The 22,551-nt window shown below is 61.5% G+C and carries 20 protein-coding genes and 1 pseudogene; 8 read left to right on the top strand and 13 right to left on the bottom strand.

Translation table 11 applies throughout. The features are described 5' to 3' along the window. Window positions 1-163 precede the first annotated feature (163 nt). From X760_RS79135 to X760_RS60185, 3 genes are read left to right on the top strand one after another with little or no spacing between them, the layout of a single operon-like run. Complete coding sequence (locus X760_RS79135; protein ID WP_348633232.1) at window positions 164-901, top strand: NAD(P)-binding domain-containing protein; 738 nt, start codon at window positions 164-166, stop codon at window positions 899-901. Next, window positions 805-1,407, top strand: coding sequence for a hypothetical protein (locus X760_RS79130; RefSeq protein ID WP_348633233.1), 603 nt, complete (start codon window positions 805-807; stop codon window positions 1,405-1,407). The genes X760_RS79135 and X760_RS79130 overlap by 97 nt, the downstream gene beginning before the upstream one ends. Then, entirely contained in the window at window positions 1,379-1,870 is a 492-nt protein-coding gene (locus X760_RS60185) for a substrate-binding domain-containing protein (RefSeq protein ID WP_198030514.1), read from the top strand. The genes X760_RS79130 and X760_RS60185 overlap by 29 nt, the downstream gene beginning before the upstream one ends. Before the next feature lie 12 nt (window positions 1,871-1,882). On the opposite strand, the gene X760_RS60180 is transcribed toward X760_RS60185, so the two are convergent. Continuing rightward, window positions 1,883-2,323, bottom strand: coding sequence for a DUF2267 domain-containing protein (locus X760_RS60180; protein WP_023720283.1), 441 nt, complete (start codon window positions 2,321-2,323; stop codon window positions 1,883-1,885). Between the two features lie 514 nt (window positions 2,324-2,837). On the opposite strand from X760_RS60180, the gene X760_RS0138470 reads away from it, so the two are divergent. After that, window positions 2,838-3,290 carry a VOC family protein gene (locus X760_RS0138470; RefSeq protein ID WP_023720280.1) on the top strand — a complete coding sequence of 151 codons (453 nt, stop codon included), beginning with the start codon at window positions 2,838-2,840 and terminating at the stop codon, window positions 3,288-3,290. Here X760_RS0138470 and X760_RS60175 read toward each other — a convergent pair. From X760_RS60175 to X760_RS60155, 5 genes are all read right to left on the bottom strand, one after another. After that, window positions 3,287-4,483, bottom strand: a complete 1,197-nt coding sequence (locus X760_RS60175; RefSeq protein WP_023720279.1) for a glycoside hydrolase family 172 protein — start codon at window positions 4,481-4,483, stop codon at window positions 3,287-3,289. The two genes, X760_RS0138470 and X760_RS60175, sit on opposite strands and share 4 nt — an antisense overlap. A 24-nt stretch (window positions 4,484-4,507) precedes the next feature. After that, window positions 4,508-5,350 (bottom strand): carbohydrate ABC transporter permease, encoded by an 843-nt coding sequence (locus X760_RS60170; protein WP_023720278.1) that lies wholly within the window; start codon window positions 5,348-5,350, stop codon window positions 4,508-4,510. Further along, window positions 5,343-6,269 carry a sugar ABC transporter permease gene (locus X760_RS60165; protein ID WP_031194369.1) on the bottom strand — a complete coding sequence of 309 codons (927 nt, stop codon included), beginning with the start codon at window positions 6,267-6,269 and terminating at the stop codon, window positions 5,343-5,345. The genes X760_RS60170 and X760_RS60165 overlap by 8 nt, the downstream gene beginning before the upstream one ends. 28 nt (window positions 6,270-6,297) lie before the next feature. Beyond that, window positions 6,298-7,632 (bottom strand): sugar ABC transporter substrate-binding protein, encoded by a 1,335-nt coding sequence (locus X760_RS60160; RefSeq protein WP_023720276.1) that lies wholly within the window; start codon window positions 7,630-7,632, stop codon window positions 6,298-6,300. A 71-nt stretch (window positions 7,633-7,703) separates the two neighbouring features. Continuing rightward, complete coding sequence (locus X760_RS60155; protein ID WP_023720275.1) at window positions 7,704-8,708, bottom strand: LacI family DNA-binding transcriptional regulator; 1,005 nt, start codon at window positions 8,706-8,708, stop codon at window positions 7,704-7,706. Window positions 8,709-9,652: 944 nt separating this feature from the next. On the opposite strand from X760_RS60155, the gene X760_RS60150 reads away from it, so the two are divergent. Then, the gene (locus tag X760_RS60150; protein ID WP_245278631.1) at window positions 9,653-10,069 is read left to right on the top strand and encodes a hypothetical protein; all 417 of its coding nucleotides are present in this window, start codon (window positions 9,653-9,655) and stop codon (window positions 10,067-10,069) included. A 39-nt stretch (window positions 10,070-10,108) separates the two neighbouring features. Here the strand turns inward: X760_RS60150 and X760_RS60145 are convergent, their stop codons facing one another. From X760_RS60145 to X760_RS60135, 3 genes are all read right to left on the bottom strand, one after another. Then, window positions 10,109-10,783 carry a response regulator transcription factor gene (locus X760_RS60145; RefSeq protein ID WP_023720273.1) on the bottom strand — a complete coding sequence of 225 codons (675 nt, stop codon included), beginning with the start codon at window positions 10,781-10,783 and terminating at the stop codon, window positions 10,109-10,111. Continuing rightward, entirely contained in the window at window positions 10,780-12,174 is a 1,395-nt protein-coding gene (locus X760_RS60140) for a sensor histidine kinase (protein WP_031194366.1), read from the bottom strand. Before X760_RS60140 ends, X760_RS60145 begins: the two co-directional genes overlap by 4 nt. Window positions 12,175-12,369: 195 nt before the next feature. Next, window positions 12,370-13,887: an alpha/beta hydrolase gene (locus X760_RS60135; protein ID WP_023720271.1), complete on the bottom strand. Its 1,518-nt coding sequence runs from the start codon at window positions 13,885-13,887 to the stop codon at window positions 12,370-12,372. A 273-nt stretch (window positions 13,888-14,160) separates the two neighbouring features. Here X760_RS60135 and X760_RS60130 point away from each other — a divergent pair, with 273 nt between their 5' ends. Continuing rightward, window positions 14,161-14,664, top strand: coding sequence for a hypothetical protein (locus X760_RS60130; protein ID WP_023720270.1), 504 nt, complete (start codon window positions 14,161-14,163; stop codon window positions 14,662-14,664). A gap of 92 nt (window positions 14,665-14,756) precedes the next feature. Here X760_RS60130 and X760_RS60125 read toward each other — a convergent pair whose 3' ends face one another. Continuing rightward, a complete protein-coding gene (locus X760_RS60125) occupies window positions 14,757-16,091 on the bottom strand; it encodes a four-carbon acid sugar kinase family protein (RefSeq protein WP_023720269.1) in 1,335 nt (444 codons plus the stop codon). 4 nt (window positions 16,092-16,095) lie between these two features. Next, window positions 16,096-17,358 carry a 3-oxo-isoapionate-4-phosphate decarboxylase OiaX gene (gene oiaX / locus X760_RS60120; protein WP_023720268.1) on the bottom strand — a complete coding sequence of 421 codons (1,263 nt, stop codon included), beginning with the start codon at window positions 17,356-17,358 and terminating at the stop codon, window positions 16,096-16,098. 183 nt (window positions 17,359-17,541) lie between these two features. Between oiaX and X760_RS60115 the strand changes: the two genes are divergently transcribed. Then, window positions 17,542-18,255, top strand: coding sequence for a transcriptional regulator NanR (locus tag X760_RS60115; protein WP_023720267.1), 714 nt, complete (start codon window positions 17,542-17,544; stop codon window positions 18,253-18,255). 332 nt (window positions 18,256-18,587) lie between these two features. Next, entirely contained in the window at window positions 18,588-19,532 is a 945-nt protein-coding gene (locus tag X760_RS0138465; RefSeq protein ID WP_198030513.1) for a helix-turn-helix domain-containing protein, read from the top strand. A 78-nt stretch (window positions 19,533-19,610) separates the two neighbouring features. On the opposite strand, the gene X760_RS60110 is transcribed toward X760_RS0138465, so the two are convergent. After that, window positions 19,611-21,518, bottom strand: a complete 1,908-nt coding sequence (locus X760_RS60110; RefSeq protein ID WP_023720265.1) for a hypothetical protein — start codon at window positions 21,516-21,518, stop codon at window positions 19,611-19,613. After that, window positions 21,515-22,550 (bottom strand): annotated as a pseudogene (locus X760_RS60105) (Gfo/Idh/MocA family oxidoreductase). The gene X760_RS60110 and the pseudogene X760_RS60105 overlap by 4 nt, the downstream one beginning before the upstream one ends. Between the last annotated feature and the right edge of the window lies 1 nt (window position 22,551).

The following is a 22,551-nucleotide window of genomic DNA, read 5'->3' as shown; positions in this document are numbered from 1 at the left end:
TATCGTGCCCTCGCGTCGGGGGCGAAACCATGCAGATCGAGGGGATGGGTTCGGGCAGCATCGGCCGCTGTTTGGCGGTTGTCCGTTGGCAGAGGCGTTACGCTGATGGCGCCAGTGCCGCCTCACAGCGCTGCAACGGCGCTAGCCTCCGGATCCGCGGCAAATGACGGATAATGCCAACGTCCTTGATGCAGTAGTAGTCGGGGCCGGCTGGGCCGGTCTGGGCGTCAGCTATTCGCTGGCTCGGCAAGGCTTGCGCCATGCCGTATTGGAGCGCGGCCGCATCGGAGAGACCTGGCGCACCCAGCGGTGGGATTCCTTCCGGATGAATACGCCCAACGTGCAGACCGTCATGCCCGGCGACTGCTATGACGGTTCGGATCCGTTCGGTGCCCTGACGCGCAACCAGTTCGTCGCCCTGCTTGAGGATTTCGCCAGGCGAAACGAATTGCCGGTCGAACCGGACACTGTGGTGACCGAGCTCGCCGGCGGGCACGAGAATGGCGGCTATCGGCTGATCACCTCGCGCGGAACACTTTTGGCACGCAACGTGGTGATCGCCAGCGGCAACTTGAATTGTCCGGTGCGCCCAGTTTGGGCCGCTGCGTTGCCGCCGGGCCTGCGCCAGATCGATGCTTCTGATTATCGCAGCGCCGCTGATCTCCCGGCTGGAGCGGTGCTGGTGGTCGGAAGCGGCCAGTCCGGGCCCAGATCGCGGAAGAACTGGCGGAAGCAGGCCGAACAGTCTTCCTTGCCACCAGCCGGGTCGGGCGGCTCTCGCGGCACTACAGAGGTCGCGACATCATGCTCTGGCTCGTCGAAAGCGGATTTCTCGACGTGCGTCGAGACGAGATCATTCGACTTGCGGGGCGCATTCCACCTCGTGGTCTGCTTGGGGTAGAACACACGATAAGCCTGCAAGGGCTCGGCGCCCAAGGTGTCGTGCTGCTGGGGCGGTTCGCAGGCGTCGAAGATGACGGCCGTCTGTCATTCGCCGACGATCTCGAAGAGCATGTTCGTTTTGCGGATGAGGCCTCCGCCAACGTCAAACGCTATATCGACGAATACATCAGCCGCTCCGGAATCGATGCCCCCGTTTCGGAACCCGACCCAGCGGAGACTGTCGCAGCGCAGCTGCCGAATCCGGCTCTCCGTTCTCTTGATGCTGCCGAGTCCGGCATCACGACCGTGGTGTGGTGCACCGGATTCAAGGGCGATTTCAGTTGGGTGAGGCTTTCCGGTCTGCTCGACCCGGAAGGACAGCCTGTTCACGAGGATGGCGTGGCCGCCCTGCCAGGCATCTACTTCGCCGGGTTGGATTTCGCCTCCACGCGCAAATCAGGCATAATATTGGCGATTGCCGAGGAGGCCCATCGCCTTGCGGAACACATCGTGCGGCGTTCGTGACGACCTGGACACCGTCGGCAGGTTTCTAAACCCCCAAGCGGTGAACGGAAGCCGTCACGCCGCCTATCACAGCTTCCTGCAAGCACGCGGCCTTCCGCTGCGAGATGACCTTGTGATCGGCGGTGCAGAGGCGCGCAAGGCTGCGTTTGCCAATGTCACGGCGCTGGCCGCCCGCATGGACCGGCCGACCGCGCTTTTCGTCGAATCCGATCTTGCCGCCGTGACCGCCCTGCACGCATTCGAGGAGGCCGGGCTCTCCGTGCCGGGCGACATAGCGGTCATCGGGTGTGGCAATATCGACGAGGGCGAATTCAGTCATACGGCATTGACGACGATCGGTCCTGAAACGGCCCACTACGACCATTTTGCCGATCATCTGATCTCATTGATTTCGGCAACACCGGGCGCAATACCTACCCTTTTCAGCGTTTCGTGGCAGTTGGTCCGTCGCACGTCCGCATGAGCAGGATCGCCGCTATTTGACGCCTACGCTTTCAGGCCAGAGCGCCTGGATTTCCTTTGGCAGCGCATCTCGCACCTTTGCCGACTGGCCAAGGTCGATATGCCGTGCAAGCACGCGAAATACCGAGCGTACTGCATCCTCGGGATCGACAGGACGGGTCGATTTCAATTCATCGGCGATGTGTTGCAGGAACTCCTCGAGCGAGCGTGTCTTGTCGGGCATGTCGGCGGGCCGATAGCGATCATAGTAGGCGCCGCGCACGAGCAGCGGCAGTTCGGCTCCCAATTTGGCCGCCAGTCCGATCTGTAGCCTGTCCCGCAGGGTTCGCAGAACGGCGCCCAATGTGTGCCAGGCGACGTGGCGATCTGGACCAAGATCCGCCATGATCTCGTCGAGCCAGATGTTTGTTAGTTGCAGCGTTTTGTCAAAAACGTCCAAGCCGGTTGTGCTCATCGTCGCCTCCTCGAAAGGTTCTGCGGGCGAAACGGCGACCGGAGACAATTGTTTCGTGGTCCTGTGAAAATAGCCTGGCAAAGCGATGGAAGCCGGTTTAGGTCGGAGAGCCTCTTTGCGTCAGGTCTGCTCTTGGCGCTTCGGCTTCGCTGCCGACGAGCTTCGCCAGCTTCGGTGAGCGCCGTCTCGAGGCGCGCAGCTCTTCGAACGTCAACGGCGCGCGCAACCTTCCCATGGTCGTATCCGGCCATCTGCGTTCCGATCATGAAAGCCGTCTCTGCTGATCCGAAATGCGTCTTTTGTCCCCCTAACTGGGCTTGCGCTCATCGGTTCCGAACGCCTCGCCGTCTAGGCCGGCAATGAGACCAGTCCTCACGTTGCCCGAACCGGATATCTCTTGCCGGACATCTCTTGACTGAATGAGCGGCCCGCGCCGACAATGGCATTGGGAAGATGGCGGATGTCGTCCACGGTGTTCGGCACCACTTGCCGATCAAGCTGCGAAAGGCCTGTCATGGATTGGAAGCTGGAACTGGTCCCGGTCCCCGTATCGGATGTCGATAGAGCAATCGCCTTTTATGTCGGCAAGGTCGGCTTTCATCTCGATCACGACCACACCGTAAGCGACGAGATACGTTTCGTGCAATTGACGCCGCCCGGTTCGGCCTGTTCGATTGCCATGGGCAAGGGCCTCGTCGACAGCCCCCCGGGATCCATAAGAGGCCTGCAACTGGTCGTGCCCGATATTGATGAGGCACACCGGCACCTGGCAGCTCAAGGTATCGTGGTCAGCGATATCAAGGATTTTCCCTGGGGCAGATTTGTCTTCTTTGAGGATCCCGACGGCAACACCTGGTCTGTCCAGCAACTTCCACCCTCGCAGCTGAGGCGGCGCGCTACGGCAGGGTCGCGCCCCGACGCAGATAGCGCGGGATGCACGCTTCAACTCGAACGCATCCCGGCCTAACGCCTCTTCTCGTCGAAGGCGGCGTTCCAATTGTGATAAGGCGCGCGAAAGGTGGGGATGCGGTTCTCGACATCGGCAAGCTCTTCGAACGGCTTGTGCGGTTCCGCCTGATACCAGAAAGCGACCGACGAGATGTCGTCAGAGCGGCGATTGGCGTGACCGTGCTCGATGGTCACCCGGATGCGTTTGTGAAAGATGACCGGGTCTTCTATGTGCCAGCGATAGAGCGTAACCGGCTCGGTCCAGTTCGGCCCGCCGGCGGCGATGATGCCGTGATAGGACGCACTGTAGTCCTGTGTCGGGCACCATGCCGTATTGAAATAATCTTCCGTGCCGGTGCCGTGCAGCGTCGGCGGCCATGCGTCGTTGGCGCCGGGGCTGGTCTCGCCACGATCGCCGACCAGTTCGGCCTTCGGGCCGATACGCGGATCGGGCTTGCGCACCGCATCCGGCACGGAAATGCCCGGCTCGCCATCGACGAAGATCATGTCGTCGCCCTCGCCATACCAGTCCCATAGAGGGGAACGGCGCCGCGAATAGACCGAATAGAGCAGGCCGACATAGTGGCCGTGACCCTCCGCCTCCAGGATGGTGTAGTTGCCGTTCCCGTCGGTATTTTCCCCGCCAAACAGGACCTGCTCGTTGGCCAGCCCCGTCTCGTCGATGCCATCGGGTCGCTGCTGCCTGTATTGGGCGTGGAAGCGGCCCAGGCCTTCCTCGAGTTCCTCATGCAGTTCGAGATCGACATAGTAATAGAAAAGCAGGTCGTCCTCAGCTTCATTGGTGACGGTGAAGCGCATATGGCTGGCAAACGGCATCGGAAAATAGCAGTTGAAGGCCTTGCCATCCTCTGGACTTGCCTGCACCGGCAGGCTGGCAAAATTGCGGGTGCGGGCATGGCCCATGCCGAAGAAATCGCCGATCGGTGTTTCGATGCTCGGATGTTCTTCACCATCCCAATAGGCGCGCAATACGATCTTGCGCAGGAAGTCCTCGCTCTTGCAGGCGAGCGTCGCCCAGATATGCGTGATGATGCCGGCACCATAATGCTCGGCAATCACCAGCGTCTGGCCAGGTTCAATATGCAGCCGGTCGTCATTGCCGCCGGTGCGGTCGTAGCTTGAGAACCGGCGGGTTTTGGCATCGCGCAATTTGGCGAGCCCGCGAAGCGGCGACAGGCCGGCATTATCCATGTGTTTCTCCTCTTGCTTCAGCGGTTATTTCAGGCCGCTTGTCTTGATGGATTCCATGATCTGGCGCTGGAAGATCACGAAGAGGACCAGCATCGGCACGGCGACGATGGTCGAGGCGGCCATGACATAATTCCAGGCGGCGGCGTACTGGCTCTTGAAGTTTGCGATGGCAACCTGCACCACCCAGAGGTTGAGGTCCGATGTGATCGTCAACGGCCACAGGAAAGCGTTCCAGTTGGCGAGAAAGAACAGGATCGCCAACGCCGACAGGATCGGCCGGCTGAGCGGCAGGATGATGCTCCAATAGATGCGCCAATAGCTGGCGCCATCCATGATCGCCGCTTCTTCCAGCTCCCTCGGCAGCGACAGGTAGTATTGCCTGAGCAGGAAGATGCCGAATGCGTTGAAGATCGCCGGAATGATCAGCCCGGCATAGCTGTCCAGCATGTGCAGCGTCCGCGTCAAAATGAACAGCGGCACGATGATCACCGGTAGCGACACCAGGAACGTCGAGAACATGGCGAGGAACAGGATGTCGCGGCCCGGAAAACGCAGCCGTGCGAGCGAATAGCCGGCCATCGAATGGAAGAACAGCGCAGCGACGGTCACCGTCGCCGACACGAAGAACGAGTTGAAAAGGTAGCGCAGGAACGGCACCTCGGTCAGCACATAGAGGAAATTGCCGAGCGTCGGCTGTTCCGGAATGAGGCTCGGCGTGAAGACGTCGCTCGCCGGCTTGAGCGAGATGACCAGCATCCAGACAAGCGGGAACACCGTCATCAGGCCAAGCGCCGCGGTCGCCAGCATCCAGGCAAGCCTCGCCGCTCGTATCTGCGAACGCGTGGAAGGAGTTCGGCTGTCAGTCATGCTCGAAACGTCCGCCGCGCGTCAGCAGGAAGAAGAACACCGTGACCAGCATCAGCGCCAGCACCAGCAGCGATGCCATTGCCGATGCATAGCCGAAGGCGCCGAACTGGAACGCCTGCTTGTAGATGTAGATGATCAGCACCGAGGTCGAATTGACGGGCCCGCCCTTGGTCATCACATAGATCAGGTCGAAGACCTGGCCGCCGGCGACAGCCGCGACCAGCGAGACCAGGAGGACGAAGAAGCTGGTCGGTTTGAGCAAGGGCAAGGTAATGTACCAAAAGCTTGTCACCGGCCCGGCGCCGTCGATCTTTGCGGCCTCGTAATACTCTGCCGGGATGTCCTGGAGCCCGCCGAGGAAGATCAGCATGTAAAAGCCCATCAGGAACCAGACGCTGACCAGCACCAGCGTGAACAGCGCCAGATTTGGATCGCCGAGCAGCGAAATTCCGCTGAGGCCGACGAGCGGCGCCAGCCGGCTGACGATGCCGACCTTCTCGACCAGCATGAGTTGCCAGACGAGCGCCACGACGACCAGGCTGACCATCTGCGGCGCAAAGAACATCGAGCGCATGACCGCGTTGAAGCGGTTGGTCTTCTGCACCAGAAGCGCCAGCCCCAGCCCGGCGGCGTAGAGCGCCGGCACCAGCATGACGGCATAGGCCACGGTCACCTTCACCGACGACCAGAACAGCGGATCGCTCCACATGCGCCGATAATTGCCGAGCCCGACGAATCTATAGCCGCCGAAGCCGTTGACCTCGAAAAACCCGACGGCGAGCGACAGCAGCATCGGCACGCCGACGAACACCAGCAGTCCGAGCGCATCGGGCAGGACGAACAGCCATGCGGCGTAGCGTTCCCTTTGCTTGGCGGTAAGGCCGCGAGCGGATTTGGCGCCCGCGGCCGGCGATTTCATCTCGTCTGCGTGCATGCTGGAAGGGGACCTAAAGGATCGGCGCGCCGGAATAGGAAGCGAGGAACGCGTCGAGTTGCTGACTGGCTGCCGTCGCGGCCTGCTGGGCATCGACCCCGCCAAGCTGTGCCGACTGGATGGCATCCGAGATGATCTTGTAGGCTTCAGGCGGAACCCGCGGTTCGGCACGCGTTCCCGGGTGGATTTCCTTGGCGAAGGTGCCGAACTTACCCGTGCTGAAGACATCGGCGCCGGCCTTCAGTGCGCTGTTGCGCGGCGGCATGTCGCTTTTGGCGACCGTGCACCAGTTGACGACCCGGTCGATCGATCCCTGATCCATCGAGGCCAGCGCCCAGGCGCAGAACTGGGCGGAAGCATCCGGGTTCTTGCCCCCGGCATTGGCGACGAAGGCCCAGCCACCGCCGACGGTGACATATTTGCCATTGGCAGGTGTCGGCAATTTGAAGATGCCGTAGGGCACGTCCTTGGCGTTGTTGTCCATCGCCGAAATGCCCCAGATGCCGCAGCTCTGCATGGCGCACAGCCCTGCCCCGAGATTGGCGACGATGTCGAAGCCGCCGCCGACCACCTGACGCGGCGCCACACCGGTATTGATAGCATCCTGCCAGAGTTTAAGCGCCTGGACCGTGGCCGCCGAATCGAAGGCGCTCTTGCCGTCCTTACCCTGGAATTCGCCGCCGCCCTGCCACAGAAACGGATACCAGGTGAAGTTCTGGTAATAGCCAGGCGTCGTTTCGAACAGCACGCCATAACGGTTGGGCGTCGTCAGCTTCTTGGCAACCGCCAACAACTCGTCCCAGGTCTTCGGCACGTCGTTTTCGTTGAGCTTTGCTTCCTCGAACGCTTTGACCGAATAATAGAAGGCCATCGGCTCGACCTCCATCGGCACGCCGTAGATCTTGCCGTCGACCATGCGGTTGGCGATGACGCTTTCCGGGAAATCGGCTTTCGCGGCATCCTCGATATGCGGCGTCAGGTCGGCCAGTACGCCGCCATTGTAATAACGCAGGAAATCGCCGGGGCTGATGAGGAAGATGTCGGGGCCCTCGCCCGACGCGAAGGCCGTCGCCAGCTTTGAGCCGGAGATGTATTCGCTGTTGACGACATATTCGAGCTCGACCTTCTGGTCGTGGCCGTCGTTCCAGTCGGCCACCAGCTTTTCGAACCACTGGACCTGTGGCTTCACGTCTCCGCCCGGCGCATAGAACTGCCAGAATTTCAGCGGCGCTTCCTGAGCGCGCAAGGCCATCCTATTGATGAACGGGAAGCCTGTAAGGCCGGCGGCCGCGAAAGTGGCGCCGCCCTGGATCAGCCGACGGCGGTTGAGGGTCGTTTTGTCAGTCATCATTTCCTCCCTGGGTGTTGTTCGGTCGAACGTTGGCGAAGGACCTCCGTTCCCTCTGCCGGCATTTGACGTCATGCGCTGTCGGATGGGCTCAACGCGCATGGGATCACTTCGGTGCGCGGCGCGCCCTCGACTTTGCCGCCCAGGCGCTCGAGCAGCATTTCCGTGGCGCGCTTGGCGAGCATTGTCGGGCTGTTGCCGACACGGGTCAGCTTCGGCCTGACATATTCCAGCTGAGGCAGGTCATCGAAGACCGCGATGGCGATATCCTGAGGGATATTAATCGCATGGTCGTAGAATTCAGTCAGCGCACCGGAGGCCATCAGATAATTGGCGAAGAACATCGCCGACGGCAGGTTTCCGCCGTGCTTGTCCAGGAGCCAAGCGACCGCCTCCCGTCCTGACGGGGCAAGATAGCTTCCCTCGAACCGAAGATCGGCGGCGATTGGCACGCCATTGTCGGCAAGCCCTTTCTCGAAGCCCGCGGCACGCGCCATCGCCTCCTTGAAAAAGGATGGCCCGGTGACATGGGCGACGCGGCGATGGCCCCTCTTCGCCAGATACTCGCCCATCAGATAGCCGCCGCCGAAATCGTCCAGCTGGACGCTGTCGACGGCTTGATTGGGGAGATTGCCGATGAAGACGGCGGGCAGATCGAGGTTGAGCAGCTCGCTGTGCATGCCGTGCAGCGCGAAGTCGGCAACGATGACGCCGTCGACCCGCTTGCGCCCGATCTGGCGCAAATACTCGCGGCCGTGATCCTGTGAATGTCCGCCCGGTACGTCGGTGTTGAAGATCAGCATGTCGAGGCCGACCACTTCGAGCGTCGACTGCGCCGTCTTCACCAGCTCCGGGTAGAACGGGTTGCGGATGTCGGGGATCAGCATCGCGATGATGTTGGTGCGGCCGGTGCGCAGGCTCTGCGCCTGCGGGTTAGGCGTATAACCGAGTTCGTCGATCGCCGCTTGTACGCGCTCACGCAGCGGTTTCGATACCCGGTCCGCATGGTTGATGACATGCGACACTGTCGTGCGCGACACGCCCGCTCGCGTGGCAACTTTGGAAATCGTGCTCATAGTGACAGGTTATGAGCACATGAATGCATTTGCAAATCGATTTTACTGACGCCTCGCAGATTGGAGTCGTCCGGCGGATTGCTGCACAAATGACCAAAGAAAAAGGCCGGACTGTTAAGCCCGGCCAAGCGTGAAGGTCTGTAACCTCCAGAGGGGAACGCGCCGGACGCAATGGGAGGAGACGTCCGACGCAACTTTCATATGGGTCTGTATTGGTGACGTTTCAACGACATGGCAGTGGACCAACGTCGCTGTTGCCATAGTGCCAGGAACGCAAAGCATTCGAAGGGAGCGGTGGATCGCAGCTGCCAGTCGGATACAAAGGTTGCCGAATGCAAGGCGGGGTCCATTGCTCCTGGCATAGGGACTTCAGTCTGTAAGACTGTCGACCAAGGACCTGCACGGCCAAACTTTGGTCCGAGGCTGCTATCGCAAAAGCCCGAAATGCGAGAGTTTCAGGAACTGAGTTCCAAAGAACCCCGTTGCGATGCCGACTGGTACAGGAGGCCGCTATGGACCCGAGCATTCATCAGGCACGTTGGCTGCTTTTTCCGTTGTTTGGCCTGTGTTTCGGGATCGCGGCCATTGGATTTATTGTTGGCTGACGGTGGGAAGTCGGCGCTATCACCGAGAGACGCAACCAACGGAAGGCAAAAGACTTGCGCAGTAAATAGTCCCTTCCTGCGCCAGCGAGACCCACCAGTTACCATCGTGGGACTGGTGGGTCTTGACGTCCCGGATACAAACCATTGTTTTAAGCATGACACGAAGTCGAACAGGAGGCAGCACGACAGGTCCGTATGATTAAGGGGATTTACGACATGCGACTGGCAAGTTCATTGATGACGACCCGGAGACGAAGGACCAGATCTTCACGAGGACGTCGTGTCGGTATTTCCGTAATCGTGTTGACCTTCATTCTCGTCGTAGGCCCGTATCGCGTCATGTTCGACGGACCGTCGCCGACGCTCGGCCCGCAGGCCGCCTGTGCCAAAGACGGCGGGAACGGCAACGGCAATGGCGGAAACGGGAACGGGAATTCAGGCAATTCGGGTGGAAACTCCGGCAATTCAAACTCGAACGCTGGAGCCGGCAAGGGCAAAGCAAAGTCGCAGGACGACAATCCCCCTGATCCCGCCCCTGCGGTAAACCCCGACAGCAAGCCAAAACTCTTTGTCAACGCGACCACAGGAGACCGGGTCGAGGTGCGTGGGCCGAGCATTGGCGTGGTGCATTCGAACGGCCTCAGCGAACGCATCGACAGCGGCCAATATGAAATGCGGGATGCCAAGGGCCGCACCATCATTCGGCGCCTGGCGACGCGTTCCGATCGGGACAGATTGCTTGAAATGATCAACTGAGGGCCAGTTCACATAGCTGCGCTGTGCGGCAATTTTGGCTCAAGCATGATCGCGAACAGTCGGATGCCGGCGCTCAGTCGCGTCGCGCAACGTCATTGCGGCTTCGGTCCTGTTGCTGACGTTGAGCTTGGCCAGGATTCGCGTCATGTGGTGCTTTATCGTTTTCTCATGCAGGTTCAGCCGAAGCCCGATCCGCTTGTTGCTCAGTCCCGCGGCAACCAGCGTCAGGATCTCCCTTTCGCGGCTGGTGAGTTCGGCAAGTCCGTCAGCTTTCGCCGGCTCTTTTGATTGAGCCGACAGATCGGCCAACAGGCGCGCCGATAATTGTGGACAGACATATCGTTCGCCCGACGCTACCGTGCGCAGGATCGCAGCCAACGTCCTCGACCCGACCCCCTTCAAAACATAGCCCCTTGCCCCGCTCTGCAACGCGGTCATCACGTGCTGGTTTTCTTCCGAAACGGTCAGCATCACGATTTTCAATGCCGGCTGCCGCTCCAGGGCCGGTCCGATCACACCAAGGCCACCTCCGGGAACCGAGATGTCCATCAGCAGAATGTCGGGCCGCTGGTCTTCGATTATCCGCAGGGCGTCATCTCTGCTGCTTCCTTCACCGACTATCTCGAATCCGCCGATCTGATCGAGCGTGCGCACAACGCCTTCCCTGAACAGAGGGTGGTCGTCGACGATGGCAAGCTTGATGGCTGCGGTCATGTCTGCCCCATTTCAACGATGTTGAGAGCCATTTTCACGATCGTGCCACTTTGTGAGGAAGTCACGGTAAACTGGCCCCCGAGGCTTTCCACCCGCTCGCGCAGCCCAACGAGCCCCAGCCTCTCGGGACGCACGATTTGTGGGTCAAAGCCAGGGCCGGCGTCGGACACTTCGATACAAACGCGCTCGCCGTCGAAATGTTTCTCGACCGACTGACCTTCACCTCCGGCATGGCGAAATCCATTGTTCAGCGCCTCCTGGACGAAGCGGAAGATGCAGATCTTGGCCGCCGGCGACAACGTCGCATGGCCGCCGGTCATCGATAGCGCCACTTTGGCGCCGGTTCGTTCTTCGTGCGCTTGCACGGCAAGCTCGAGAATTTCGGCCAACTCGGCATGCTCGATATGCGGCAGGACAAGGCCCTTGCTGATGCTCCTGATCTCGCGCATGGCATCGTCCAGATGTGCTTTCACAGCCAGCAATTCCTGTGCACGCTTCGGTTGCGGCGTAGCGGGATCGGCAATGAGGGGGCTGTCGATCCCCAGCGCCGCGAGAGCAACCAGTTGGGCCGGCCCATCGTGCAAGTCCGCACCGATGCGCCTGAGATAGCGTTCGTTGAGTGCGGTGGCGCGCTGCGAGGCACGCTGCACCTTCAGCCTCAACAGTCTGTTTTGAGCAAGCAGGTCGGAGAGTTCAGCAATGCGCTGCTTCAACGAGCGGCTCTGCGAACTGATCGTGCGGCTGCCACGGAACACGATTGCCGACAGCCCGAGAAAGAAGGCCGCTGTGACGGCGGCAACGTCCAGCCAGGTTCGAATAAGTGCCTGATGCAGGTTTCTTTCGAAATCAGTGGCGACCTCGTAGAATTCCGAAACGGCCACCACTTCCCCCGACCATGGCTGCAGCACCGGGTTGTAGATCTCGAGGAGATGCAAGCCGCTGGCTCTTTCGGCCTCGCTGTCCGGATCGTCGAGCTTGTCGAACTCCGAAACCATTTGGCCTGCAAACGCCGCGCGGAGATTGCCGCTGGGTTCAAAGCGCTTGCCGATCAATGTCTTGTCGGTCGAATACAGGATGGTTCCGTCGCGACGCCAGAGCTTGAAGGATTCGAGCCTTGTGCCGAGTGCCCCTTGTCCCAGCGTTTCATCGAGCGCGTGGGCGACGCTCTCGTCGAGGACTTCGCTCTTGCGCATATCCGGAAGCAGCGGCGCGATAACGCTGTCCACGTAAAGAGCCGTAGCGGATGCCGAATTCTGCGTGACCACGGCTTCTATGTGGCTCGTGACTGAAATCCCCACCACCACCATGGCCGACAGGGAGAATAGACCACCCGCGAGCAGGAACTGCGTGGCCAGCGACAACGCGTTCCAGCGGCCGACAAGGCTTGTCACCCAGTGTGGCCTAGTGTTCCGAGTGGCCCGCTCGGCAACACGCCGCATCAGTGGCGCGATTCTGGAGAACCGGCTAATTTGCTGTCGAACGTCGCTAAAAGACGCCATCCTTGGTGTGTAACCGATCAATTGCGATGGAACTAGGGCCTGATGAGAGGGCGAACAGCGCATCCGGCGCTTTTTTGCGCAACTGTCTCATTGCGTCGTTCGGTAAAGCTCGGACGCGGCCTGCTTCAGTGCCGCCCGTCCATCCGGCCTCAGATACATCATGTGCCCGCCTTCCAGCACCTCGGCGCGAATGGGCTTTGCGCCGGCAAGCGAAGGAATTTGACCAAGCAGGTAGCGCGAGCCCATGTACGGCGTCACCAGGTCGCTGTAGCCGTTGACGATCAGCACGCCGAGATTGGGGTTCAGCGTGCGTGCCTGCTGAAGGTCGTCCATGACACCCGCATAGCCCTGACGCGTCGGGCTCGTTCCATAGTCCCAATTGCCGCTAACTTCGCGGTTGAGAAGCCGATAGCTGATATCCGTACGGAAGTTCAATTCATCACGCACGTAGCCGACGAAAGCAGAGGTGAGCGCCGGCACGCTTCGGTCGAGCACCGGATCGGGACCCTCGACTCCCAGGCTCTCTGGCGCCACGTCCGCCGTCGCGATGTTGCCGTCATAGGCGCTGAGAACATTGCCCTTTGCCCGTGCAAACTCCTTGGCAAAGAGCCCTATGGGAATGCGTGCAAAGTGCCGCTGGACAAGGTTGAGCGGCAGACCGGTGATTTCGGCGACACGCTGGCTCGCCAGCCGTCCACCTTGCTCCAGTCCACCGGCTAGCGCGGCCAGATAATCGCCGAGCGCATAGTGTTCGACTTCTGCCAGCCGCTCCTGCAGAGCCGGGCCGGAAACGCCTTCGCTGTGCAGGCGCACTGCCGCCAGCGACGGCAGTTCCAGCGCCCAGTGGAGCGGCTGGAACTCGTCCGGGCGCACCAGCGTGAATTCGAGCGCCGGCGAAATCAGCACGACGCCGCTCGGGCTGATGCCGATGTCTTCCTGAAGCTTCCTGGCGAGCAATGCCGCCCGAAACCCGCCATAGCTTTCGCCGGCAAGAAACACCGGCGATGCCGTGCGGTTGGTCTGCGCCAGATAGAGCCGGATGAACGCGCCTATCGACGCGGCGTCCTGACTGACGCCCCAGAAGCTGTGTGCCTCCGTGCCGGGCGCTTCACGGCTGTAACCGGTTCCGACAGGGTCCACAAAGACCAAGTCGGTCATGTCGAGCCAAGTGTCGGGGTTATCGAACAGCCTCTGTGGCGGCGGCAGGAAACTTCCATCGGCCGCCGTCGCCAGGACCCGCGGACCGAGCGCGCCGAGGTGCAGATAGGCGGAAGCTGCTCCCGGACCGCCATTAAACACGAAGGTGATCGGACGCCGCGGATCCGGTCCCGTTTCTTTTCCGGGATGCAGTGCATAGGCGACATAGAAAATCTCGGCGGTGATATCGCCTTTGCCGGACGGCAATGACAGCGTGCCGGCCTTGGCCTCGTAATCGAGCGTGCGTCCGGCGATGACGATCGAATGATCGGAAGTCTGCGGCGGCGGCAGGAGCGAGAGAACCCCGCCTGTGGGCGGCGGCCGCTGGGCCGCCTCCGCATGACTGGCCCCAGCGCCGGCGACCAACAGCAGAAGAGCGAGGGCGATTTCTTGCAGCTTGATAAGCATGACGTCTCCGGAGCAATTGGCTGGAAACTAGCACACCGTCGGCCGAACCAAAGTCACAGCACCGTGCGCCAGTACATCTCAAGAAGGGGTCGGGTTGAGAAATCCGATGCCCAGGCGGAAGATAGGGCGCGAGGGACACGGCAGCAGCCTCAACCCCTTGCAGCAGATGCGTGGCGGTGGCGTACCAAACGACTTCGTGAATTTCTGCCGGTTGACTCGATTGGCTCACTTCCTAGGTTGGCATTCGGGGCTCCCATGCAATCCGAAGTTGGTATGACATCTTTCCACACACGAAAGCTTGCCCTTCTCGTTCTGTCCGTAAGCGCCGCCATCCTGTCCTCCTGCGTCATGCCCGACGACACGTCGAGCACTGCGAAGGAGGACGCCACGGCGGCAGCAGCCCGCAAGGAGATGGTCGGCCTTAGCGAAGCGGATGTTCGAATGTGTGCCGGCTTTCCGACAGCCACCGCCGATGTTGGCAGATCCGGCCAGATCTGGACCTATCAGCGCGTCGTTCAACGCGGCAATCTCAACATTGTGGTTCCGACCGTGGCCATTGGCCCCGTCCCGGCGCTCGGAGGTTCCGTCAACGTCGCCCCCGGCGGCTATTGCAATACGCAAATTCGAATGGTTGACGGCCATGTTGCCGAGGTCGCCTACGCCGGCGACAACAACCTGCCGAACAACCGCGACGGACTCTGTGTCAGCACGGTGGACGCCTGTGTCGCCTATGCCCGTCAGCGCCATCCAGTCAAGGCGATGGGTCGCACGCGGTAACCGGGATCAGACACGCCTCTGATTGATTTGCCGGCTAATGGATGCTGCCGGATCTCGATTTGAGCACCAACGACGTACCTAAATTTCTGCTCTCAAGCGCCGATCCCATCACGAATGGCGCAGAAATAGCGGTCGGTTCCGACCTGTCCGCCCTTGAGGGCAATTTCCAGCCCGTCAATCGCCTCGATGCGCGAATGCGCGAGACAAAGCGGCGAGCCCGGCGATGCCGGCAGCGGCATTCGCACCGTCAGCGCATCGACGCCTATCTGGCCAAGTGCGTGGCTCGACGTATCGCCGCCGGCGATGACCACGCGCAGTAGCTTCTCTTGAAGCGTCAATTCGCGGAGAAGCTCGCCAAGGCCGCGGCCAAGCTTATGGCGGGCGCCTTCCCGGAGATCGATTTCAGCACCGCGGTCGGCCGCCGGTCCGAGCGCGGTGTAGAGGATGACGCTGCGCCCGGCCTTCAAGCTGGAGCGGCCGGTTGCAACCGCGCGCGCAATAGCGTCGTTCGAAGCCTCAGAAACCAGTTCGACCGGGTCGATCTCGATCCCGTCGAAGCCATCGGCTAGAGCATGCCGGATCTGCCGTTCCGTCGTCGGCGAGCAGCTCCCCGAGACCACGGCGATCCTGTCGGCAGCGCCCGGCGGCGAAAACGCGAGTTTGGCATCCACGATCCGGTTCGATGCCCATTCGGCCAGCAAGGCATATTCGATGCCTGAAGAGCCGACGACGAAATAACCGCCCGGCCTGCGAGCGCGCCATATCTCCTTGCCGGCAAGCGCCTGGGTTTCCAGGCTGTCGGCATCGAAGAGCACGATGTCTGTGCCATTCTCCACAAGCCGGTCGAATGCTTCCGACCGCGACGCCGATTGCAGCGTCGCCAGGTCGACCAGCCCCGAGCTGAGGTCTGTCTGGCGCGACAGATGGATCAGCAGGTCGGATTCGTCCATCGGCGTGGTCGGATGGCGGCTCATCACGGGATGGCGATCGATACGGAAATATTTGTCGCGGTAGGCCGCGAAGAGATGACCGAAGGCGGTGTAGCGCTTCAGCTGCGGCGCGCCGACCACCAGCGGCACGCCGCCTTGCCGGAAAACCGAGCGGCCGATCTCGATCGCCCGGCCGATGCTGCCGATTGCCGGGCTGGAATCGAAGGTCGAGCAGACCTTGTAGTGGCAGATCTCGGCGTTGACAGTCTTCAGCCAGGCGAAGGCATCTCGCAGATGCGTGTCCATCCACTGCGGCGTCTCGCTGCGGCTGGTGCCGGCCAGCCCAAGGGCGCGGCAATGCGCAAATTGCGAAAGCAGCGCCTCGTCCGGCTGGCGCATGAACAGCACGGTCGGCACGCCGCCGAGCTCGAGCGCCTCCATAACGTCGGTCGAGCCGGTCAGGTCGTCGCCATAGTAACTCAGAAGCAGGTTTTGCATGGCGTCAGGCCGCCTCGCCGCCGCCGAACTTCTCGATCGACCGCGCCAGCTCGACATGGCTCAAGGCATAATCCGCCAACGGAATGTCCTGGACCGCCGCCTGCCAGGCCTGCTGCACGGCGCGTACGCCGGCGCCCGGCCCGTCCGGGTGGCTGACGATGCCACCGCCGCAGAGATAGAGAAGATCGACCGTCCGGCCGGTTCGCCGGAAGGTTTCAGGCGCCTGCCCGCCCCACTGGCCGGAGCCGGCGACCGGCAATGCGCAATCGGCCGGCGAAAAGATCGGCGTGGTCACCGCCTTGAAGGATTCGACGAAGGACCAGTCGGGTTCCCAGTATTTCGAGGCGATGCCGTTGATCTGGAACTGGTCGACGCCGAGCAGGCGCCAGAACTGCTGCCAGACCTTGAAATCCATGCCGAGGCCGGGATGGCGGGTGAGAATGTCCCAGCCATTGCGGTGGGCATGGAGCACAAGGCTGGAGCGTTTTCGAAGGTAAGCCATGCCGCCGAAACCGATCGAATTGATGTTGACCACGGCGCAATTGCCGCCGGCGTTTGCCACCAGGTCGTGGTTTCGCATCATCTCGTCGGGATCGGCATGTGAGATGCCGAAGGCATACATGACCTTCTTGCCGGTCTTCTGCTCGTGGTCGAGGATCAGCGGCATGATTGCCCTCACCCGCTCCGACAGCGGTGAATAGGCCGGGCTCATCAGCTTCTCGTCGTCCTTGATGAAATCGACGCCGGCGGCAATCAGCTCTTGCACCATTGCGGCCGTCTCGGGCGGGCGGAGCCCCAGCGCCGGCTTGACGATGGTCCCGATGATCGGACGATCCGCGACAGCGGTGAGCCTGCGGCTGCCCGTGACGCCGAATTGCGGGCCCGGATGCGCGCCCCGGTACTCCTCGGGTAGCCTCATGTCGACGACCCGGATACCGGACAGGCCCTTGATCGAAAAAGTGCCGCCGATGGCGATGGTCATCAACGCCGACAAGTCGGTGCCGATGGCGTCTAGCGGAAACGCGATGTCGACGTCGGCGCGCTTGACCGGGCCATTGCGCGCTTCGGGACCGGTTTCGGGAACAGACGGCCGATCCGCATCCGGCAGATGCCGTATCGCCAGGACTCGCGCCGCGACCCTGGCCTTGAGCTCTTCGGTCTCGCCGGCCAGCGCGACGAAGGTTCCGGTCGACTGGTCGCTTGCGATCTTGGCCGCCAGCGCCTCGATATTGCCGGGCGTTTCGATGCAATAGGTGAGAACAATCATATTCGCGCGGCCTGCCGGGGTGGTTCGAAAAAGGTTCCTTGGCCCTTGAAATCTGGTATAATGAGTACATAAGCTTTGCAAGCCCTATCCGGCTGGGCAGGGCCGGGCGAGCCGGCAGCAGGCGTTCCGGAATTCACGCCGGAAATGCTAGATAGGGGCCGGTCAAAGGAGTGATTCGCGACGATGAACCGTTCGGAGCCGATCGTCCGGCGCAAGCTTTCCGACGAAGTATTCTTGAGACTGAAGCGCCTGATCACCAGCGGCGAATTGCTGCCGGGTGACGACATGCCATCGGAGCGCGAATTGATGGAGCGCTTCGAGGTCGGCAGGCCGGCGATCCGCGAGGCAATGCAGGCGTTGAGCAATATGGGCCTCGTCGCGATCTCGCATGGCGAGCGGGCGAAAGTGCTGCAGCTGACCGCCAAGTCGATCATCAAACAGGTCGACGGCGCCGCCAAGATCATCCTGTCGTCGTCGAAGGACACGCTGGAGCACCTCAAGAACGCGCGTATCTTCTTCGAGCGCGGCATGGTCAGGGAAGCCGCGGAGAAGGCAACCGCCGAGGACGTGCAGCGGTTGCGCGCAACGGTTGCAGAGCAGCGCAGCCATCGTGGCGACTCGGAAGCCTTCATATCCGCCGACATGAAATTCCACACCCAGATCTCGGCAATATCCGGCAATCCGATCTATGTCGCCGTCAGCGAGGCAATGCTTGGCTGGCTAAAGGAATACCACACCGAAATGCTGATCTGGACCGGCAAGGAAAAGTTCACGCTGACCGAGCACGAAGAGATCATCGGACGCATCGAAGCCAAGGATGCGGATGGCGCCGAGAAGGCGATGATCAAGCACCTCGAACGCTCGCGTGCGCTTTACGTGATGAACTCCGGCAGCTGAAAACCAAGAGCAAGGTCCCGACCGGCCTAGCGGCCGGCTTGCTCTCGGCTTACTGACTGACCACAGATCAGCCTGAGCCCGGACCGACGCAGTTTTCTGTTGCCCTCTGAATCCGATGTATTTGCCGCGTGTTTTCATTCAACGATTTCAGCATTTGCATCTTCCCAGCCATGGATTTCCGCGGCCCGCTTTCGTCAGCAAGCCCGCATAGGCCCTCCTGGAGCCCCTCGCGCTTGTTCTGGAATTGGCAATTTTTGCAAAGACTATGCTAAGCTTGCCATCCACGAGAACGACACTGGAGTACCGCAATGGCTGTCAGGAGCCTCCACGTTGTGATCTGGCTGCCGTCGAATTTCTATTCAGCCGTCGTCTCGACGCTCGTGGAAATGTTTCAGCTTGTGAATGACGTCTGCCGTTCGCAGGTTCTCTCCTGTGAGTTCGTTTCAAGGAGCGCGCCGTCGGCATCAAGCACCGGAATTTCCTTCCCGACAAAGGCTCAACCATCCCGGAAAATGGATGTCCTGATTCTCATTGCCATGCCGGGTGTCGAGATTCCGGAGCTTCTGCGCTCGCTCGACGAGGAGAGTGAACATTCAAAACCGCTGATCGCGCTCGCGCAGCAGCAGGACGCAATCATCGCAGCGCATTGCGGCGCGTGTTATCTGCTCGCCAATTCGGGATTATTGGACGGTAAACGCGCGACGATATCCTGGTGGCTGAGAGCCGAGGCAAGCCGCCGGTTTCCGCAAGTGCGGTGGGACGCTTCCCGCCTCCTCATTCGCCAGGACCGCCTCTACACATGTGGAGGCGGGTTTTCCGGACTCGAACTCGCCAGGGCTTTGCTGATCGATCTGGGCTTCTCGAAGGAAGAGCGGATCATTCGAAAACTTCTGGTTCTCCCGCCGCCGCGCACATTCCAGAGTCCCTACGAATTTTCCCTCGATGGAATTTCGAACGGGGCCAGCCCATTCGAGGACAAGTTGCGTGAGCTCTCGAAAGACAAGATGTCGGAAATCGATCTGAAATTTCTGGCAACCGAATTGGGCATGTCTTCGCGAACCCTGTCTCGCAGGTTTTTCGACGAACTCCAGACAACGCCGGGAAAATGGATCCAGGAAAGGCGGCTGGAGTTGGCAAGGTCCATGCTTGAGGAAACGAAACTGAGCGTTTCAGAAATTTGCTATCGGGTGGGTTATCAGGACGTCGCCTCGTTCAGCCGTCTTTTTTCCAGGACGACTGGAATGGCACCAGGCGAGTTTCGAAAGCAAATCGGGTGACAAGCCGGCAGCGGACATGCTGCGGCTAGGGGCAACCGTTGCGGAATTGCGGCGATTCATGAACCCCGGCATATGACTTCAGCCGATCCGGACGATTGCGTAAGGCGTCATCACAAGACGGTCTCGGCCCGACGCGTCGCGCTGAATCTGGCGTGACGTTCGTCCATCCCAGATCTTCAGAAAACCCTGATCGGAGCCGAGCCCGGAAACATCGACTGGAACGTCGTCAGGGGTAAGGTTCGCCAGCCAGACGATGATCTTGCCTGTCTGGGCGCGGCCGGCCAGTCCGAGCACCTGCGTCTCATCGGTCGTTGTTGCCGCCATATGCGCATGGCCGGCCAGTTCGCAAAGTCCTTTCACCGCGTGGAAAATCGGCCGGCGTGTACCTTCTTCGACCGGTTCACCCGACGAGGCCAGCACGCCGAATGGCCCGGTGAAGCTGCAGAGCGTGAGCATTTCGAGCCCGGCAGGGGCGAGGCGTGCGGCATAGCCGATCGTCCATGCGGCCCCGAACAGTCCGGCATGGCGCGGGTCGCGGTCGGCCATGGCAATGCGCTGACTGTCGGGATTGGGCTTGGTCGCGCCGCCATAAGGGTTCTGGCGCATGGCAATGGTCGACGGCCCGATCCGATAAGGTTTTGTTCCGAAGATCGCCCGTGCAGACGCGGTGATGAAAGGCAGCACCTCCAGCGATTGCATGACGCTGAGATCGTCAGCGGCATGCACGATCGGGCAAGTGCAATGCGTGACGAAATCGAGCGGGTCGGCCGGCACACGCTTGCGGTTGAGTTCGGTGAAATAGCTGAACATGCCGCCGCCGAGGCGGGTGTCGGGAAAGGCACGCCGCGCCGCGGCATAGACATCTTCGAGCGGCGGGCACTGCGGCCATGCGCTGCCCGGCGGCGTCGACTGCCGGTCGACCGAGGGCGAAACGGCAATGGCCGAGAGCTTGAGCCCGGCCTTGCGCACCCTGTCGGCGACGCCTGAAAGCTCCGTGTCGAGATCGCCGTCGCCGGCAATGACACATTCGAGCGTTGTCCGAGCCGGATAGGCGGCGGCCAGCCTGGCGTAGGACCGCAAGGCGTCGAGCCCGTGGCCGCGCGTCGGGTCAAAGTGGAACATCAATTGCTGCGGGCCAAGCTCGGACAGCACCGACAGCTTGCTCAGCGCGGCCTCGACCTCATCCGGGTAGATGATAATGCCGACATCCGGCAGCACCGGTCCGGCTTGGCCGAGCGTGACACGAATCGGTTCGGCGGTTGCCGCGGTGGCCGGCACTTTCCCGCCACCCTCCACCCGCAAGCTGATGGTCTGGCGGAAGGGCTTGCCGGCAGGCAGCACGTAGGGCCATGGCAGCGCGAGCGGCCGGACATAGGTCTTGTAGGAGGCATCCGACCAGTTGCGCTGGTCTTCCATCTCGAAGGCATCGCCTTCCATACGGCATTCGGCGGTGACGCCCGCCCGGACCTCATGGGTGATCGCCCGCAGATCCTTGAACGGCTGCCAGGGATCGATTAGTTCTGGGAGCCGCGTTGCGACCACGCTGCCGTCGGTATGCTCAACCGTGACCGGGCTGCCGGCCAGGCCGGCAATCGGATGCAGGATGCAGAAGCCACAGCGATTGGTTTCGAAATCGCTGTCGGGACGAGCGCTCACGTCGAAGACCAACTGACCATCGGCGGAGCTCTTGATGGTCGCGCGGAAGCCGAGTCGACTGCCGTCCGGTGCCTGGCAACTTGCCGAATAGCTGACGGAAAATGCCTCGGTATCTTGCTCGATGGCAAGGTTGGTGAGCGCCGGCTCGTAGGTGCCCCAGTCGCGATCTCTGACGATATAGGCGATGGCGCGCAGAACTTCGGTGCCGCCCTGCCGAATGTTGCGCAGATTGCCGTTGACGAAGTCCGCCGTCAGCGCACCGGCGCGCAGCCTGACCGGTTCGACTTCAACCGCATGCGTGCCGTAAAGGAGGAAGGCGTCGGCTGTCATTTCAGCAAGGCGTCGAGTTGCACCGGTTCGCGGCTTGCGGCGCCGGCATAGGCCGCCTCGACCAGCGCCAATGTCTTGAGGTTGTCCGCGCCCGAGGTCGCGGGCTCGGTTCCGTTGGTCAAGCAATCGACCCAATGCTTTTGAATGGCGACGACGCTTTCCTGGATGTTGTGCCACGGCCGCGATGCCCAAGGCAGCAGCGGCGGCGAGACGTCGCTGACAGCCGTTCCGCTCCTGCCGGTGACGGTGAGCCGGTAGCCCTGCGCCAGCCGGATCGTGCCGTCGCTGCCGTCGATTTCGATCAGCGTCTGCGGAAACGGCTCAGTCGCGAGCTTGCTCGCGTAGCTGCAGTCGACCACCGAAGTGGCGCCGCTCGTGTGGTCCATGAGCATCGTCGCAACATCCTCGCCGGCAATGGCAGGGTTGACGCGCGCCGTTCGCGCAGTGACCGTCGAGACGTCGCCCAGCAGAAAGCGGGCGATGTCGAGGATGTGGATGCCGAGGTCTTCGATAATGAAGCGCTTTCCCGTCGCCAAATAGGGCTGGCCGGAAAACACGTCGTAAGCCGATCGAAACGAGATCCGTCCGAAGAAGGGTGTGCCGATGTCGCCGCTGTCGAGCACGGCACGCACCGCCTGGATCGGCGACTGCCAACGAAAATTTTCGTGCACCATCAGCGGCACACCGGCGACGGCGCATGCCTTCACTATCGCCTTGGCGTCGGCAAGCGTCGGCGCGAACGGTTTTTTGGCAGATTACCGGCACGCCGTGCTGCGCCGCCATCTCGACGAGGGGACGGTGGCTCGGCGCGGTGGTGGCGATGTCGACGAAATCCAACCTTTCGCCGGCAAACAGTGCTGCCGCGTCGGTATAGCGCCGCGCGACCCCGAACTGGTCGCCGACGATCCTCAACCGGTCCGGATCGCGGTCGCAGATGGCAGCGATCGAGGCACCCTCTATGTCGCGCCAGGCATGCATCTGGTTGACGGCGAAGAAGCCGCAGCCGATCAGCGCTCCCCGCAGTTCCGTCATG

It is taken from the genome of Mesorhizobium sp. LSHC420B00, from assembly GCF_000503055.1.
In the GTDB taxonomy this organism is placed as follows: Bacteria; Pseudomonadota; Alphaproteobacteria; order Rhizobiales; family Rhizobiaceae; genus Mesorhizobium.
The sequence above is the reverse complement of the archived record's forward strand: the minus strand, read 5'-3'. Positions and strand labels throughout refer to the sequence as shown.